Origin of the sequence: Helicobacter pylori SA37A (genome assembly GCF_000476015.1) — a bacterium.
Lineage (GTDB): Bacteria > Campylobacterota > Campylobacteria > Campylobacterales > Helicobacteraceae > Helicobacter > Helicobacter pylori_DB.
On the sequence record NZ_CBOO010000007.1, the window covers coordinates 68,754 to 85,588 of the forward strand.

A 16,835-nucleotide genomic window follows, 5' to 3' on the forward strand; every position below is an offset into this window, starting at 1 on the left:
ATTTCCTCCTACAACCCCCAACTAAACCCCACTAATCCCCTAAGATCGCATTATAAAAAACTATCTCTTGACTAGCGTCAAACTCTTTCGTATTAGATTATAAAAAATGATTTTAGTATTTTTTCAAAGCCCTTCATAATAATACGACTGCATAACGCCTTTAATGAAAGTTAAGGGATCGTTGGTATTAGAACTCAAATGCTTTTTTAAAAGCGTTTTGATTTCCAAATCATTCACAGGACTCCTTTCCATTGCACTCAAATAAGCGGCTTTATCAATCCTATCCCAAAGCACGATTTTTTTTAATTCCTTCTTAAGCAACAAATCAAGCCATATCCTAGTGGCTCTGCCATTACCCTCCAAAAAAGGGTGAGCGATATTCATTTCCACATATTTTTCTATGATTTGATTGAAATTGCTTTGTGGCATGCTCTCAATTCTGGGTAAAATCAAATCCAAATACAAGCAGTTAGCGAACCTGAAATTCCCTTTAGAAATATTTTTATCCCTGATTTTCCCGGCAAATTCATACAGCCCTTCAAACAAAAACCGATGGATTTCTTGCAAGCCCTTGATCGTACCTACTTCTATGGTGTCAATCAGACCGCTTTGGATCAAATGCTTGGCTTTTTCTAAACTCTGCCTATCTAAATGCATCGCGTTTATTTTTTAAGAGTGCAATTTTTTAGGGGGTGCATTTTTTTCACGCTTTCATGACATGCTTTGATAAACGCTCCTCTAACCCCCTTTTTTTCTAAAACGCTCAAGCCTTCAATCGTTGCGCCTTTAGGGGTGCAAATTTGCTCCATGATCACCTCAGGGCGTTCTTTTTCTAACAGCTTGGCAAAGCCTTTAAAACTCATTTCCACCAATTCTAAAGAATCTTTAGCGTTCAAGCCCTCTCTAATACCGGCATCTTTCAAACTGCTCGCTACCAAGCTTAAAAAAGCGAGCGCGCTCCCATTGGTCGCTATACTGGCATCCACCTGCTCTTCATTGCCCACTCGCACGCAATTCCCAAAACTTTCAATAATGCTCAAAGCTTTCTCGCTTATTGAAGGCGCAACCGATTTTTCACACACCGCCGTAGAAGAAAGGGCGAACTTGCTCGCAATATTGGGCATGCATTTTAAGTAATGTAAAGAATCTATCGCATTGCTTAAAGCTTCAAAATTTACGCCAGCTAAAGCACTCAAAACGCTTTTAGCTTGCCCTTGATAATTAAAATCCTTAAGGTTGTAAGGTTTGAAAAGTAAAAACACGAATTTTTGGTGTATATCAATAGCTTCTTTGTAAGGCACGATTTGGGCTTGAATGTTTTTTTCTTGTAAAAAGGGGGCGATTTTTTCAGGGTTTCGCCCGGTAACCTCTAAAATAAAACGCTTGGATAAAATTTCATGCGAGCCTTCCAAAATCGCTTGAGCCATATTCCCATAGCCAATGAATTGCAAAGTTTCCATGATGTGCCTTTTTTGAAATTTTTAAAACCCCATGATGTAATTAATATAAAAAGTATAAAGTCTTCTGTAGCTCACATCAGCCCCAGTGCTGCTCAAATACGCTTGATTGATGAGAGGCACTTTAATCCCAAATTCCACGCTCTTTTGGCTGATAACCCCTTGATTGTGGAATTTTTGAGCAAAACGCTTAAATTCTGCAAAGTTGGTGCGCACCCCAAAATTCAGCATCACTTGAAAATTCGTTGAATGGATGTCATTAGCGTTCCCCCAATTGTCAATGATTTGTTGCCTTAAAGAGCTAAGCCAAGTCGTGCCGCCTAGTTGGACTCCGGCAAATAGCCCAAAATTCAGCGCCTTCGTGTTATAGGTTCTTCTGAATAAATTCCATAAAAAATCCGTGCCTACCCCATAAGCAAAGATATTCGCTTTCACGCTTTGACTCGCTATGCCGATTTCACTAAAGCCGTAATCAAAGAAAAAATAATGCCTTAGGCCCAATTTCCTAGCCTTACCAAAAAAGTATTTATAGCCTATGCCAACCCCTAAACCATTACTCATGCCATGTTGGGTGCTTTTAGCGGGTGCATACTGGCTTAAAATGGGTTGAGCGCCGTAGCTATTGGCTTGATTTTGCGCGTTTTGAACTTGATTCCTGGCGTTAATCATCGCATCAATGAGTTTTTGTTGCACCATAAAGAAGGTTTTATCCCCTAAAAGCTGTCGTAAGGTTTGAGAGAATGACTGAATGGTGGTGGTGTTGGAAGTGATTTCTTGAAGCAAGGTTAAAATCGCATTAGGGCTAATGTCGTTTTGCAAGGCTTGAAACCCTTGAGAAACAGCGCTCGTAATGGCTTGAAAAGCGTTTTTAAGGCTCTCATTAGTGCTATTATCATTATTTTGGATAAACCCGGCGGTTTTGATAAATTCGGTGAGCAAATTAATTAAATTATTCGTATCGCTCACCCCATTGGTAGGGATTGCCCCTAAGAGGTTGATAAGCCCACCGGTGCAAGCAGCACCACTACTACCGCTACTACCATTACACAAATTACTGAGACTACTGCTATTACTTTTTAGTGCTTCAAAGAATTGTTTTAAGCCGTTTTCAACGCCTTTATTGTTCCCAGAGCTGGCGATAATGTTGGCTATTTTTTGGGCGTCATTATAGACTTTTTGCAAGTTATTATTTTCATTAGTGGTTGCGTTAGTGGTTGCAGCGGTGGCGCTTTGCGTTTTGCTAGGGGTGTAGCAATTACTGCTATTCCCACCATTCGCTCCATTGGTGCATGTTTGATAGGCGTTATTAGCATAAGTCCCTAATTTCCCATCGCTGGCGTCTGTGAGCATTTGGTAGGCTGTGTTGATGTTTCCGTTCCCATTACTCCCATTATTTCCGCTACTGCTAAAACTCTTAAGAGATGAAATGATGTTATTGAGCAAACCATTACTAGTGAGCGTGATTTGTTGGACATTGTAGGTGATGCTCTTCCCACCATTGCTCCCGCTTTGAGTTGTCGCTTGTGTTTGATACCCTAAAGCGCTTTGCAACCCGCTGTAATAAGCCTTAGAATCGGACCATTGCTGATAGCACCAGTTGCTATTACTCCCATTCGTTCCGCTCGCGCATGCGTTATTATTGTTGGTTGCTCCGCTTGTTTGCTGGGTTTGTTGGCTTTGAGCGATTAAAGCGCTCATGTCTGTAGGCACTTGCTGGTTAATCGTATTGATGAGCTGGTAAAAATTCGCTCTCAATTGGATGCGTAAATCTTGGTTATTGTTAGCATTCATATATTGCGATTGACTCCCATTAGTGTTATAAATCGCGTTCGCCCAAGCTTGGATATTGCTTTCTTGGTTTTGAAAAGCGCTTTGAACGCTTTGTTGGAAATTACTGACATTTTGCAACACGGTGTTCAAGGCTCCCATTACCGTGCTGTTAGGGGATTGTGTGGTTGCCCCACTGCTTTGAGCCAAGTTGGTTGTCTTGGTTTCTTCTTCATTGTTCACAACCACCATCGCCTTTAGTTTAGAAGCGTTGCTTTTAGTTTGAGTGGTAGTATTATTCCCGTTAGAGCTTAAAATATTTTGCAATTGGGAGTTCCCGCTGAGACTCAAACCCCCGGAAGAAGAGCTGGTATTATTGCATGAGCTTGTCCCAGATTGCGTCCCACATAAGATCTTAGCGTTGTTTTGCAAATTTTGTTCTGAAGTTTTTAAAGAGTTATAAACGCTCCACACTTGAGAAACAAGGTTGAAAGAATTCACGCCGATTTGCTCTTTACCATTAATGGTTTGGACTTGTGAAGTGGCGACTAAAGAATTGTCAAAGCTGCTTGTATTATTTGTGGAGCTTGCCGCTGAGCATGAAATCCCGCTAGAAGCATTGCTAGAAAGGCTTCCGGTGGCAGTCATGCAATCATACGCGCTGATATTTTGCCCTTGAGCGTTGGTAACCGTGCCAATTTGGTAATTATTAGAAGTGTTTTTGAGCAAGTTTTTAGGCTCATTAAAACTAATCCAATTAATTTGTTTTAAAGCGTTGTTGTATTGTTCTATCGTGCTTTCATAGGCTTGAAAATTCAAGGCGTTGTGCAAGTTGTTTAAATTATAAGTGGTGTTGTTGATTGCATTGTTGTCTAAAGTGTTGATAGCGACGCTTTGGAGTTTTTGGGCAATGGCTTGGACTTGTTGGTTGGCCTGGTTGTTTGAAGTGGGGGTTGCGGCTAAAGGGGCTAATTCTTGGATAAATTGCTCTAAACATTGGACTTGGCTAGTGCAACCATTGGGGTTATTTTGAGAGCCGCTTGCGTTATTACTCAATGTCCCTTGTAAAGTGTTCATTAAAAGGGTGTTGTTGTATTGTTGTTGGTTGTTGCTGTTTGAAGAAGTAGAGCCTAAAATGGAATTAGTTGGATAGAACACGACTTGTCCTGGTGGGTTTAACACCACATGCGTTGTGGTTGTCGTAGGGAAATATCCTACCCCTAAAGTGTTTAAGGCGTTGATAAGAGCGCTCACATAAGCGGTATTATTGCTAGAGGCATTCACCGCATCGGTTAGATTGGTGATTAAGGATTGCACATAAGTGGTGCTAGTGGTTTTGGTGATGCTGTTTTCAATTTCTTGCAACAATTCTGTCATGGATTGCGCGGTGTTTTGGAGCTGGGCTTTGACTTCTTGGGTGTTATTGCTAGGATTAAGGCTATTCACAGAGCTAATGATGCTAGAACTTAGCGCAACGCCTTCATTAAAAGCGCCTTGAGTGTTGGAAAGGAGTTTGGCTGTGATTTGTGAAGAGTGGGCTTTTAAGGGGTCAGAGCTTCCTTTAAGCCCTATGATTTGTTGGGAAATGCTAGAGATTTGACGGCTAGAATAAAAATCTTTTCTTTTGCCAATTTGATTTAAGATATTAGAAATGCCTTCTAGTTGGTTGCCTACGGTATTACTCACCCCATAGCCTAAAGCGTCAATGACGCTTTGAGAGCTTAAAGTAATCAAACCGGTGGTAGGGCCTGCAACATTAATCGCGCTTTGAGTAACGCTATTAATAATGTTTTCATTTTCTAAGAGTTGTTTGTTGTTGATAAATTGTTGCGTGCCGCCGATTTGATAGCCTACAGACATATACCAGCCATTATCTTCAGCTAAGAGGGAGCTGATTAAAAGGAGCGGTATGAATTTTCTAGCTTTTTTTATCATATTTTTCCCTTATTGTATTCAATTAAAAACCTATATTGTAGCCCACATAAAAACTAAAAGCTCTTCTATATTTCGCTGTAACGCCTTCTGATTGGTAATAGGTGTGATAAAGCACCGGTATTTTAAGGCCAAATTCCACCCCTTGAGAAAAACGAGATCTTCTTTGCTTGGCGATCTTGGAAAAATTAGTCCTTATACCTAGATCAAAAAGGAATTGGAAAGAAGTGTCCTTGGGCTTGAGATGGTTGCCATCCACTTGATCTAAAAAATTCGTTTTCCAGGTTTGCCCTGCAAATTGAATGCCGGCAAAAAAACCTATATCTATCGCTTCAGTCCCCCTTTTTCGGGTGAAAACATTATAGAGGAAGTCTGTGCCTGCACCATAGCTAGAGAGCGTGGCTTTCACTAAAGAGGGGTTTGAGCCAAATTGCGCGTAACCAAAATCATAAAAGCCATAATACCTAAGCCCAAACATGCGCTTTTTGCCAAAGAATTGCTTATAGCCCATTTTCACGCCAAAGCCGTTCATGTTGTTAGAATTAAAGTTATGCTCTAAAAAATTCCTAGCAAAGCCCATTTGATAGACTTGATTCACTTTAGTTTGCATTTCATTAATCACCCCACCAATCACCTCTTTAGAGCGATAAAGCCCATAAGCCATTAAAGTTTTTGCCGTGGGGGAATAGGGGCTTGATAAGATCTTGTCAATTTGTGCGGTGGTTGGGGCGTTTGTGGCTTGCTCTAGTTGGTTTATGATCACTTTTTGTTCTTGTTGGGCTTGTTGTGGGGTTAAACTATTTTGTGGGGTTGGATTATTGGTATTGACTTTCCCTCCATAGCTAGGTAAAAAATTCAAACCCTTGTTGTTCAAATCCAAATAGGGGGCGACCCAATTGGTGATGAAATTCCCATACGCTTGGGTGTTATTGAGCAAGCTTTCCCCATAGTTGATAGCGTCTTGCATTTGCTTATAATCTGAAGTGCCTGTGAGTTTAGCGGCCTTGTTGGCAAAAACTTGCATGCCTGAAAAAATCATAGAAGCGGTGATGCCATTAGCGATGATGCTGTCAGCTAAATAATAGACTGCAGAGCTAGGGTGGTAGGTGTATTGGCCATTACCTGATCCTACCGTCGCTCCAGCGGGTAAGGTTTTTAAGGGGGCTTGCGTGTTGCCAGCGTCATTTTTGGTGTAATAACCCGGACCGCTAAAACTTTGGTAGCCTTGTTGGGAATCGCTGCCATTAGGGGCTTTGTTGTAAGTGAAGCCAAATTGCTTTTCATTCGCTAAGCCCCCTAAAATCCCTGCTTGCATCAAAGCTTGGAAGATGTTTTGGGCGTTTTGGGCGATGGATTTGGCTTCGTTAGTAGCGGTGCATTGGTTTTGGCTGCTGCAGATGTTTTGATTATTATTTGAGGTGGCTAAGCCGTCTTGCAAAAGGTGTTGCAACACTTCAGGGCTAAAATTCACTGAACCATTGCTATTAAAAGATTTATTCGTTAGAGTTTGGTTATACCAGAGCGTGGTTAAAGCGTTAGTAATATCATTGTTTAAAGCGTCCATGACATTGGCTAAACCTTCAGGTAAAGCAATAACGGTGCTTTGATTGCCAAATTTGACATTAAAGACTTTGGTGTTAGAAAGGTTTTCAGGGTTACGGATTAAAGTCTCGCCGATGAGTTGGGTGAGTTTGTCTAAATTATTGACTAGAGATTGCATATCAAAGGTGGCATTGACATTGCCTCTTGGGGGGTTGTTGCCTGTATCGCCATTATTATTTTGCCCGTTTTGATAGCCCCCTGCATAGAGCAAACAGCGTTTGGAAGGATCAGGGCAGAGCATTTGCATTAAAACTCTCGTTTGTTGCCCCATCGCTTCTAAATAATAGGCTAAAGGCACCGCCGCAGATTCTAGAGCGATAGCGTTTTGGCGGATATAAGTGGATGCGTCTTGACTGGCGTTAAGCCCTGAGTTATCCACCCTTTGAACGGCTAAAGAAGTTTGATAACTCACCCCCATAAAAAACCCATCATCTTCTGCCGCTAAAGGGTTAAGAAAAAATAAGGGGAGCAGGCTAGAATAGATAAGCCATTTTTGATTGAATTTTTTCATTTAGGGGGTTATCCTTTTCTTTTTAAAAGATTTGAGCTATCCTAGTTTTATTTTATCTGTCGTTTAGTTTAGTGATTAGTCGCTTAATTATTGATTAAAATGGGCTGTTTTAGGCACTCAAAATCGTTTCAATAATGGTTTTTGCACCATTTTTAGCGATTTTTTGTTGCAATTTGGCGCTGATAGTGGTGAGATTTTTATTGCCTTGATCGTCTTTTTGGTTGAGCTTTCTAATCACTTCAAAGAGCTTTTTGGGTAACAATTCATTTTGAGGCACAACATAGCATAGGTTTTCTTTTTCAAATTCTAAGACATTGTAATACTGGTGGTTATTGCTCGCAAAAGGGTAGGGGATAAAAATCGTGGGTAGGCCATTGGCGCACAATTCCCACACGCTACTCGCTCCGGCTCTACTCACACACAAATCCGCTCTGTGCATGACTTCTGTGATGTTATTGTGGAAAGCGAACAATTCTATCTTGTCCAACAGCCCTAATTCCTGGTAAAAAAAACGCACTTGTTCATAAGAATTGGGGCCGCAAATGTGCGTGATTTTAATCCCTTGTTTGGTGAGTTTGGGAGCGTTTAATAAAGCGAATTCATTGATCGCTTTTGCCCCTTGCGAACCGCCTAAAAATAAAATATGCTTGATTTCCGTGCGAGTCCTAGCGAAATCAAAAAAAGCGTTTTGCACGGGATAGGAGGTTAAAACATGATTTCCTTTATCTTTAAACGCATAGCTTGAAAACACCGCTTTAGCTTTGGGGGAAAGATAGCGGTTAAGAGAGCCTTTAATCGCATTTTGCTCATGGATATAAAGGGGTATTTTATTAAGCAAGCTTGCAAAACTCGCCGGCCCTGCACTAAACCCTCCCACGCTAATAGTGTGCGTGATCTGGTGTTTTTTTAAAATTTCTTTAGCCTTAAAAGCGGCTTTAGCTTGCAAGAACAAAGAGCCTATTTTTTTAAAAAAGCTTTTATTGACTACGCCTTGCGTGTTGAAAAAATAGCGTTCGCTAAATAGGGGGCTATTTTCAAACCATTCTTTATCCTGCCCATAAGTTGAGCCTAGATAAATCGCCTCTATGCCTTGTTTTTCTAATTCTATGGCTAAGGCTTTAGCGATAGAGAGATGCCCACCTGTGCCTCCCCCTGTAAGAGCGACTTTCATGCTTAAACCTTAAGCTCGTTCTTTTTCTTTAATCACAAAGCTTTTTAAAGGATCTCTAAAGCCAAAATCCGGATAATCCATCATAGAAAGCGCCACTTGAGCGCCAAAGCCATTTTTGGAATTAAACACTAATGGGGCTAAGAAATTAACCATAGAATCTTCTAAATTTTTTTGCAACACGACCACGCAATACACCTCTACTTTGGAATGAGAATCTAATTCTAGCAGTAATTCTATGTATTTGGGTATCACAAAACTATATTCTCTCAAACAATAAGGATTCACTAAGACCATATCCAACGCCATGGGGGAATTATTTTGACTGACTAACCGGCTAAAGAGGGAGTCAATCTTTTCCAAACGCACTTCGCTGATATGCTCAAATCCTAAAATGGGGGCTTTTAAAAAGTAATTCACTAGACTATCCTTTTTAATTTAAATGCTTTGTTGTATAATTTTAAAAAAATACGCAACAATTAAAAGCGTAAAAGCAAAAGGCGTTCCAAAATTAAGGATCGTTTTATTTTAGGATAAAAATAATAATGAAACAAGAACCCACCACTTACCAACCCCAAGAGATAGAAAAAAAGATTTATGAAATTTGCTCTCATAGGGGGTATTTTGAAATTGATGGCAATGAAGAAATCCAAGAAAAAGGCAAACGATTTTGTTTGATGATGCCTCCTCCTAATGTGACCGGTGTCTTGCATATTGGGCATGCTTTAACTTTAAGCTTGCAAGATATTTTGGTGCGTTACAAACGCATGGACGGGTATAAGACTTTGTATCAGCCCGGGTTGGATCATGCTGGGATTGCTACGCAAAATGTTGTAGAAAAGCAACTTCTAAATCAAGGGATTAAAAAAGAAGATTTAGGGCGTGAAGAGTTTATTAAAAAAGTGTGGGAGTGGAAAGAAAAAAGCGGGGGAGCGATTTTAGAGCAAATGAAGCATTTAGGCGTGAGCGCAGCCTTTTCTAGGACTCGTTTCACGATGGATAAAGGCTTGCAAAGAGCGGTTAAATTGGCGTTTTTAAAATGGTATGAGCAAGGCTTGATCGTTCAAGATCATTACATGGTGAATTGGTGCACGAAAGATGGGGCGTTGAGCGATATTGAAGTGGAGTATGAAGAGCGTAAGGGGGCGTTGTATTATATTAAATATTATTTAGAAAATCAAAAAGATTATTTAGTGGTGGCTACCACACGCCCTGAAACTTTGTTTGGCGATAGCGCGATTATGGTCAATCCTAATGATGAGAGATACAAGCATTTGGTGGGGCAACAAGTAATCTTGCCTTTAATCAATCGCACAATCCCTATTATCGCTGATGAACATGTGGAAATGGAGTTTGGCACAGGGTGTGTGAAGGTTACCCCTGGGCATGATTTTAACGATTATGAAGTGGGCAAACGCCACCATTTAGAAACGATTAAAATCTTTGATGAAAAGGGGATTTTAAACGCGCATTGCGGGGAATTTGAGAATCTGGAGCGATTAGAGGCCAGAGACAAGGTCGTAGCAAAATTAAAAGAAAACGCCTTGTTAGAAAAGATAGAAGAGCACACGCATCAAGTGGGGCATTGCTATCGTTGCCATAATGTGGTAGAGCCTTATGTGTCTAAACAATGGTTTGTCAAGCCTGAAATCGCTCAAAGTTCTATTGAAAAAATCCAACAAGGTTTGGCACGATTCTACCCTTCTAATTGGATCAATAATTATAACGCTTGGATGAGGGAATTACGCCCTTGGTGTATCAGCAGGCAATTGTTTTGGGGGCATCAAATACCGGTGTTTACTTGCGAGAATAACCACCAGTTCGTGAGCCTTGATACCCCTTTAAATTGCCCTACTTGCAAGAGTGAAACGCTAGAGCAAGATAAAGATGTGCTAGACACATGGTTTAGTTCAGGGCTATGGGCGTTCTCTACTCTAGGGTGGGGGCAAGAAAAAAGCGATTTGTTTAATGAAAGCGATTTGAAAGATTTCTACCCTAACACAACGCTCATTACCGGGTTTGATATTCTCTTTTTTTGGGTGGCCAGAATGCTTTTTTGCAGCGAGTCGCTTTTAGGCGAATTGCCCTTTAAAGACATTTACTTGCACGCCTTGGTTAGGGATGAAAAGGGTGAAAAAATGAGCAAATCTAAAGGTAATGTGATAGATCCTTTAGAGATGATAGAAAAATACGGCGCGGATAGTTTGCGCTTCACTTTAGCCAATTTGTGTGCTACGGGCAGGGACATTAAGCTTTCCACTACGCATTTAGAAAATAACAAGAATTTCGCCAACAAGATTTTCAATGCGGTGAGTTATTTGAAGCTCAAACAAGAAGCTTTCAAAGATAAAGAGCGTTTGAACGAATACCAAACGCCTTTGGGGCGTTATGCGAAATCGCGCTTGAATCTTGTTACTAAAGAGGTTCGTAACGCTTTAGATAACTATCGCTTTAATGACGCCACGACTTTGTTATACCGCTTTTTGTGGGGGGAATTTTGCGATTGGTTCATTGAATTTTCTAAAGTGGAAAATGAAGCGATAGACGAGTTAGGGAGCGTGTTAAAAGAGGCTTTAAAACTCTTGCACCCTTTCATGCCTTTTATTAGCGAGTCTTTATACCACAAGCTCAGTAACACTCAACTAGAAAACGCTCATTCTATCATGATCATGCCTTACCCTAAAGATTTGGCGCAAGATGAGCCATTAGAGCATGAATTTGAAGTGATCAAAGATTGCATCGTGTCTTTAAGGCGTTTGAAAATCATGCTAGAAACCCCACCGATTGTTTTAAAAGAGGCGAGCGTGGGATTAAGGCAAGCCATAGAAAACACAGAGCGTTTGCAAACTTACGCCCAAAAATTAGCGAGGTTGGAAAAAGTCAGCGTGATAACTTATAAGCCTTTAAAAAGCGTGAGCGATGTGGGGGAATTTTGCCAAACTTATGCAAATTTAGAAAATCTTGATTTAAGCCCGCTTGTTGCTCGTTTAAAAAAGCAGCTAGAAAAACTGGAAAAAGAAAAACTAAAACTCAATTTGCACAATGAAAATTTTGTCAAAAACGCGCCTAAAAGCGTGCTAGAAAAAGCCAAAGAGAGTTTAAAAACGCTTTTAGAAAAAGAGAGTAAGATCAAGCAAGAATTGGATTTGTTAGAACAACCATAATAAAAGGATAGAAAATGTTTCAAGCATTAAGCGATGGGTTTAAAAACGCACTCAATAAAATCCGCTTTCAAGATGATGAAAAAGCGCTAGATCGGGCGTTAGATGAATTGAAAAAAACGCTCTTAAAAAACGATGTGCATCATAAAGTGGCTAGAGAATTGCTCAAAAAAGTGGAAAGTCAAACTAAACTCAATGGCATTGGCAAGCAGCAATTTTTAGACGCTTTAGAAAAGAGTTTGTTAGAAATTTTAAGCGCTAAAGGGAGCAGTGGTTTCACTTTCGCTCAAACGCCCCCCACCGTGGTTTTAATGGCAGGTTTGCAAGGGAGCGGTAAGACAACCACCACCGCTAAACTCGCTCATTATTTAAAAACCAAAAATAAAAAAGTGCTTTTATGTGCATGCGATTTGCAACGCTTAGCAGCGGTGGAGCAATTAAAGGTTTTGGGCGAACAAGTGGGCGTGGAAGTTTTTTATGAAGAAAATAAAAACGTGAAAGAAATCGCTAACAACGCTTTAAAAAGGGCTAAAGAAGCGCAATTTGATGTTTTACTCGTGGATAGCGCGGGGCGTTTAGCCATTGATAAAGAGCTTATGCAAGAATTAAAAGAGATTAAAGAAATCTTAAACCCCCATGAAGTGCTGTATGTTGCAGACGCATTGAGCGGGCAAGATGGGGTCAAAAGCGCGAACACCTTTAATGAAGAAATAGGCGTGAGTGGGGTGGTGTTAAGCAAATTTGATAGCGATTCTAAAGGGGGTATCGCTTTAGGCATCACTTATCAATTGGGCTTACCCTTGCGGTTTATTGGGAGCGGGGAAAAAATCCCTGATTTAGATGTGTTTGTGCCTGAAAGGATTGTGGGGCGTTTGATGGGGGCTGGAGATATTGTCTCGCTCGCTGAAAAAACCGCCAGCGTTTTAAACCCTAATGAAGCCAAAGATTTGAGCAAAAAACTCAAAAAAGGGCAATTCACTTTCAACGATTTTTTAAACCAGATTGAAAAAGTGAAAAAATTAGGCTCTATGAGTTCTCTGATCTCTATGATTCCAGGTTTAGGGAATATGGCAAGCGCACTAAAAGACACGGATTTAGAAAGCTCTTTAGAAGTGAAAAAAATCAAGGCCATGGTCAATTCCATGACCAAAAAAGAGCAAGAAAACCCCGAGATTTTAAACGGCAGCCGAAGAAAAAGGATCGCTTTAGGGAGCGGCTTAGAAGTGTCTGAAATCAATCGCATCATCAAACGCTTTGATCAAGCGAGCAAAATGGCGAAACGCTTAACCAATAAAAAGGGCATTAGCGATTTGATGAATCTAATGAGTCAGGCTAAAAATCAAACGCCCCCTAAAATGCGCTAACTTTTAAGCATGTTTTGGGCGCTTTTGTTGTATAATCTCAAATTTAATACGAATATTTTAGGAGATTTTTGTAATGACAGTCATTAGACTCACTCGTATCGGGAGAAAGAAAAAGCCTTTTTACAGAGTGGTGGTAACCGATTCTAGGAAAAGAAGGGATGGAGGCTGGATTGAATCCATTGGGTATTACAACCCTTTAAGCGAGCCTAAAGATATTAAAATTGATAAGGAGCGCTTGAATTACTGGAAAGGCGTGGGGGCTAAAATGAGCGAGAGGGTGGAAAAACTTTCTCAAAAAGCCTAAGGTTTTGTGAGGTTAAATGCACGAATCAGATCCTTTAAACACGCCTTTTTCTCAAGCTGAATGTAAGGACTATTCGTATTGCGTGGCGGCTTTTTTAGAAAAATATTTAAAAAAGGTTGTTTCTTTTCCTCAAGTTTTGAGCGTAGAGCACACGCTTTTAGAAGATAAAGTCAAACAAATCACTATTTATACCCACCCATCAGACATGGGGCATGTGATCGGTAAAGAGGGCAAAATGGTGAGCGCGATTAAGGCGTTTGTTTCTGGTGTGAAAGCCAAAGACGGGTTTTCTTATAAAATCGTTGTTTTTGCCAGTAAAAATAGCGATCAAACGCCTTGAATGGTTTCTATGCTTTTAGTGGGCAGAATTGGTAAAAGCGTGGGGCTTAATGGGGGGTTAAAGCTTCATTTAGAGAGCGATTTTCCGGAGTGCTTAAAAAAAGGCGTTAAGGTGAGCGTTGCTCCCTTGAACGCTTTCTCTTGTGCTTCTTCTTTTAAAGACTATGTGATCCATTCTTATGAACATGCCAAAAACCTATTATTTTTAGAAACTATCCACACGCCCGAAAAGGCTAAAGAGCTGACTAATTTAGGGCTTTTTATGAGCGAAGCAGAGAGCAAAAAACTCTGTGTTTTAAAAGAGGGCGAGTTTTTTTATTGCGATTTAGTAGGGCTTAGCGTGGTGGAAGAAAACGAGATTCTAGGGAAAGTCATAGAAATCCAAAGGATTTCTCAAACAGATTATTTCATGGTTGAAACCACGCTGAACTTGGTTGAAAAAGGTTTGGCTAAGATTTTTTTAATCCCTTATAGGGATTTTTATATCCAAGAAATCCTTTTGCAAGACAAAAAAATAACCACCCATAACGCTAAAACGCTTTTAGAGAATAGTTGAGTGAAATTCAGCGTTTTAACCCTTTTCCCACAACTTGTATGGCCTTATTTTGAAGATTCTATTTTAAAAAGAGCGTTAGAAAAAAATCTTTTTGAATTGGAAGTGTTAAACCTTAGAGATTTTAGTGCTAATAAATATCAAAAAGCGGATCACACGCTCATTGGTGGGGGTGCGGGGCAAATTTTAGACCCTGAGATGGTAGAAAACGCGCTCCATTCTGTTAAAAACCCTAAACACACGATTTTTTTAAGCGCGGTGGGCAAGCCTTTCAAGCAAATAGACGCGATGCGTTTGGCTCAAAAAAAGCATGTCGTTTTGGTGTGCGGGCGTTATGAGGGCTTTGATGAACGCTCTATTGAACTTGACGCTGATGAGGTTTTTTGTATAGGCGATTTTATTTTAACAGGGGGCGAGCTTGGGGCGTTGTGCTTGATAGATAGTATCGCTCGCCACATTCAAGGGGTTTTGGGTAACGCCCAATCTTTAGAAAATGAGAGCTTTGAAAACCATTATTTGGAAGCCCCTAATTTCGCTAACGCTGTTTTTAAATCCAAAGAAATCAATAAAATCCCTGCCCCTTTAGAATATTCTAAAGGAAATCATGCTAAAATCAAGCAACTAAAACTTGATTTGTCAAAATTAAGGACGAAATTCTACCGCCTTGATTTATTCAAACAGCACAAATCATGAAATTGACATTAAGGAAAACACATGAAAAACCGCTACATTCAGCAGTTTGAAGACGCTCAATTAAAAGACAAGACCATGCCAATATTTAAAGCCGGCGATACTTTGAGATTGGGTATTACCATTAAAGAAGGCGAAAAAACACGAACTCAGTATTTTGAAGGCGTGTGCATTGCGATTAGAGGCAATGGCGTGGATAAGACTTTTTGCGTGCGTAAAATAGGGGCTAACAATATCGGCGTGGAGAAAATTTTCCCTTTTTATAGTGAAAGTTTGGCGAGCGTTGAGGTGTTGCGTGTGGGTAGGGTGCGCCGCGCGAAGCTCTACTACTTGCGCGATAGGAGAGGTAAGGCAGCAAGGATTAAAGAAGTCCGCCATTAATTTCTGTTAAGATTCTTTTTTAAAAAGACTGATTAGGAAGATATTTCTGGTTTTTAAGGGTTAGAGTGAGTTTTTAACCCTTTCTTTTAAGAATAGTTTTTCTTTTTAGCTTTTATTACCAACTTTTTTAAAACTTTGCTTTAGCATTCGTTTTTTCAAAGCAAAATTTCAATAACTTTTTTCTCTACCTGCTATCTGTTAAACTGAATTTTTGGCTCTGTTTTTTAATGGGGCGTTGGTTGTCAAATTTTAAAAAAGGTTAAAAAGCGTTTTTTACCATCAAAATACAAAAAGCTTGACGCAAGTTAAACGATAACTCCTTAAAAAAAGCGATCAGGTTAGGGGATTTAAAGGGTTTGAAAGAATATTAAAGCGCGAAATATCCCCCTATATTCTCAAGAAAGTTTTACTATAAAGTTTTTAAAAAATAAAAGAAATTAATTAAGGCTTTGAGTGTCTGTTTGATGAGAACAGAACCTTTATTTTATTTTAAAAAACAAGGCATGTTTAAATCCCCATGCTATACTCAACCCTTATGGCAAAATTCATATTTTGGGAGAAAGCATGGAAAAAACTGAAACCACGATTTTTGTGGATTGGGAAAATCTTCTCGCCGATTTGAAAGCAATCCAAGAAACGGATGAGCGTTTAAAAGAGCCTAATTTTAATTTCAACAATCCCGATCAACTCTTAGCGCTAATCCGTTCGTTTTTGGAGCCTGAAGAGGAATTGAAGCGGATCTATTTTTATGTATCTGAGCCTTTCACAGAAGTTGAACCTAGAATCAAGGGCAATAAAAACGAAGAACTTGAGGAGTATAAAGAGAAGAATCCTAAAGATTATGAGGAAAGAGTGAATAAATCAGGGATTATCCAATCTTTCAACCATGCGATCGCCCAACAAAATCAAGTGAAATTACGAGTCGGGCGGGTAAAGTTCAAATTCGTATATAAGTTCGAAGACAAAGAAGTCTATAATGGTCTAGAAGCCAAGATTTTCATACCTTACTTAAAGTTGCGTCAAAAACAAGTTGATGCGCTGTTGGCGCACGATATTACCAAGCTGTATTGCACCAAACAAGGAGGGTGTATTTTGCTGTTCAGCAGGGATACCGATTTTGTGCCTGTGTTAGAAGCCGCTTGGGAGAAAGGCTTTGAAGTCTTCATCGCCAACATTCAAGAAAGCCCCAATTCTGTCCCTTCAGACTTGAAGAAGTCTTGCAATGTGAGAGAACGCAGTGTCGCTGAAATTGTAGATAACTTGCCAAAAAATCAGTACACCCCCAAGAAAAAGAACTTTTCCCCCAACGAGCCTTTTAACAACCCATTTAAAGACCAACTCTTTAAGAAGAACTAACACGATCCCCCCACCAAGGGGACAAAAAAGCACCCATTTTAAAAGGGTTAGCTTAAGCGGATTTTTCTAATCCATGATTTCATTTTTTGCTCTCTATTATGGAGTGATTTTTGAAAACGGAGATAAATTAGCACTTAATGGTGGTTTTATGGGGAATGTGCGCGTGTTTTTGGCGGTAGTCGGTGGTATTGAGATTTTTCAAAATCCGATCGTTTTAAAATTTTAACTTACTCTGTCAAAAATTTTTATA

15 protein-coding genes are annotated in these 16,835 nt (G+C 39.9%); 9 read left to right on the forward strand and 6 right to left on the reverse strand.

All coding sequences use genetic code 11. From position 1 onward, the window contains the following. Positions 1-123: 123 nt before the first annotated feature. The 6 genes from fic to fliW form a co-directional block, all read right to left on the reverse strand. Entirely contained in the window at positions 124-657 is a 534-nt protein-coding gene (gene fic, locus QT76_RS04730) for a protein adenylyltransferase Fic (RefSeq protein ID WP_033616793.1), read from the reverse strand. Positions 658-662: 5 nt separating this feature from the next. Next, positions 663-1,460 (reverse strand): pyrroline-5-carboxylate reductase, encoded by a 798-nt coding sequence (gene proC / locus QT76_RS04735; protein ID WP_033616795.1) that lies wholly within the window; start codon positions 1,458-1,460, stop codon positions 663-665. Between the two features lie 21 nt (positions 1,461-1,481). After that, positions 1,482-5,159, reverse strand: coding sequence for a Hop family outer membrane protein HopL (gene hopL, locus QT76_RS04740; RefSeq protein WP_033616797.1), 3,678 nt, complete (start codon positions 5,157-5,159; stop codon positions 1,482-1,484). A gap of 22 nt (positions 5,160-5,181) precedes the next feature. Beyond that, a complete protein-coding gene (gene hopI / locus QT76_RS04745) occupies positions 5,182-7,269 on the reverse strand; it encodes a Hop family outer membrane protein HopI (RefSeq protein WP_033616798.1) in 2,088 nt (695 codons plus the stop codon). Between the two features lie 109 nt (positions 7,270-7,378). Beyond that, entirely contained in the window at positions 7,379-8,440 is a 1,062-nt protein-coding gene (murG, locus tag QT76_RS04750) for an undecaprenyldiphospho-muramoylpentapeptide beta-N-acetylglucosaminyltransferase (RefSeq protein WP_033616800.1), read from the reverse strand. Between the two features lie 9 nt (positions 8,441-8,449). After that, a complete protein-coding gene (fliW, locus tag QT76_RS04755) occupies positions 8,450-8,857 on the reverse strand; it encodes a flagellar assembly protein FliW (protein ID WP_001105864.1) in 408 nt (135 codons plus the stop codon). A gap of 125 nt (positions 8,858-8,982) precedes the next feature. Between fliW and valS the strand changes: the two genes are divergently transcribed. The 9 genes from valS (at position 8,983) to QT76_RS08395 (ending at position 16,811) form a co-directional block, all read left to right on the forward strand. After that, complete coding sequence (valS, locus tag QT76_RS04760) at positions 8,983-11,601, forward strand: valine--tRNA ligase (RefSeq protein ID WP_033616801.1); 2,619 nt, start codon at positions 8,983-8,985, stop codon at positions 11,599-11,601. 14 nt (positions 11,602-11,615) lie between these two features. Continuing rightward, entirely contained in the window at positions 11,616-12,962 is a 1,347-nt protein-coding gene (gene ffh, locus QT76_RS04765; protein WP_033616802.1) for a signal recognition particle protein, read from the forward strand. 73 nt (positions 12,963-13,035) lie between these two features. Next, a complete protein-coding gene (gene rpsP / locus QT76_RS04770) occupies positions 13,036-13,266 on the forward strand; it encodes a 30S ribosomal protein S16 (protein WP_000216125.1) in 231 nt (76 codons plus the stop codon). 16 nt (positions 13,267-13,282) lie between these two features. Continuing rightward, positions 13,283-13,606: a KH domain-containing protein gene (locus QT76_RS04775; RefSeq protein ID WP_033616804.1), complete on the forward strand. Its 324-nt coding sequence runs from the start codon at positions 13,283-13,285 to the stop codon at positions 13,604-13,606. Further along, entirely contained in the window at positions 13,607-14,161 is a 555-nt protein-coding gene (gene rimM, locus QT76_RS04780) for a ribosome maturation factor RimM (RefSeq protein ID WP_033616805.1), read from the forward strand. It abuts the gene before it with no gap. Beyond that, positions 14,162-14,851, forward strand: a complete 690-nt coding sequence (gene trmD / locus QT76_RS04785; protein WP_000672969.1) for a tRNA (guanosine(37)-N1)-methyltransferase TrmD — start codon at positions 14,162-14,164, stop codon at positions 14,849-14,851. Positions 14,852-14,872: 21 nt separating this feature from the next. Beyond that, entirely contained in the window at positions 14,873-15,229 is a 357-nt protein-coding gene (gene rplS, locus QT76_RS04790) for a 50S ribosomal protein L19 (protein ID WP_017284496.1), read from the forward strand. Between the two features lie 564 nt (positions 15,230-15,793). Continuing rightward, on the forward strand, positions 15,794-16,585 hold the full coding sequence (locus tag QT76_RS04795; protein WP_033616806.1) for an NYN domain-containing protein: 792 nt from the start codon (positions 15,794-15,796) through the stop codon (positions 16,583-16,585). A gap of 73 nt (positions 16,586-16,658) precedes the next feature. Beyond that, positions 16,659-16,811: a hypothetical protein gene (locus tag QT76_RS08395; protein WP_033616807.1), complete on the forward strand. Its 153-nt coding sequence runs from the start codon at positions 16,659-16,661 to the stop codon at positions 16,809-16,811. Positions 16,812-16,835 lie beyond the last annotated feature (24 nt).

Bases quoted from the DNA above. Each gene is read 5' to 3' on its own strand.
- fic (WP_033616793.1), bottom strand. From the start codon at position 657: ATGCATTTAGATAGGCAGAGTTTAGAAAAAGCCAAGCATTTGATCCAA.
- proC (WP_033616795.1), bottom strand. From the start codon at position 1,460: ATGGAAACTTTGCAATTCATTGGCTATGGGAATATGGCTCAAGCGATT.
- hopL (WP_033616797.1), bottom strand. From the start codon at position 5,159: ATGATAAAAAAAGCTAGAAAATTCATACCGCTCCTTTTAATCAGCTCC.
- hopI (WP_033616798.1), bottom strand. From the start codon at position 7,269: ATGAAAAAATTCAATCAAAAATGGCTTATCTATTCTAGCCTGCTCCCC.
- murG (WP_033616800.1), bottom strand. From the start codon at position 8,440: ATGAAAGTCGCTCTTACAGGGGGAGGCACAGGTGGGCATCTCTCTATC.
- valS (WP_033616801.1), top strand. From the start codon at position 8,983: ATGAAACAAGAACCCACCACTTACCAACCCCAAGAGATAGAAAAAAAG.
- ffh (WP_033616802.1), top strand. From the start codon at position 11,616: ATGTTTCAAGCATTAAGCGATGGGTTTAAAAACGCACTCAATAAAATC.
- rpsP (WP_000216125.1), top strand. From the start codon at position 13,036: ATGACAGTCATTAGACTCACTCGTATCGGGAGAAAGAAAAAGCCTTTT.
- QT76_RS04775 (WP_033616804.1), top strand. From the start codon at position 13,283: ATGCACGAATCAGATCCTTTAAACACGCCTTTTTCTCAAGCTGAATGT.
- rimM (WP_033616805.1), top strand. From the start codon at position 13,607: ATGGTTTCTATGCTTTTAGTGGGCAGAATTGGTAAAAGCGTGGGGCTT.
- rplS (WP_017284496.1), top strand. From the start codon at position 14,873: ATGAAAAACCGCTACATTCAGCAGTTTGAAGACGCTCAATTAAAAGAC.
- QT76_RS04795 (WP_033616806.1), top strand. From the start codon at position 15,794: ATGGAAAAAACTGAAACCACGATTTTTGTGGATTGGGAAAATCTTCTC.
- QT76_RS08395 (WP_033616807.1), top strand. From the start codon at position 16,659: ATGATTTCATTTTTTGCTCTCTATTATGGAGTGATTTTTGAAAACGGA.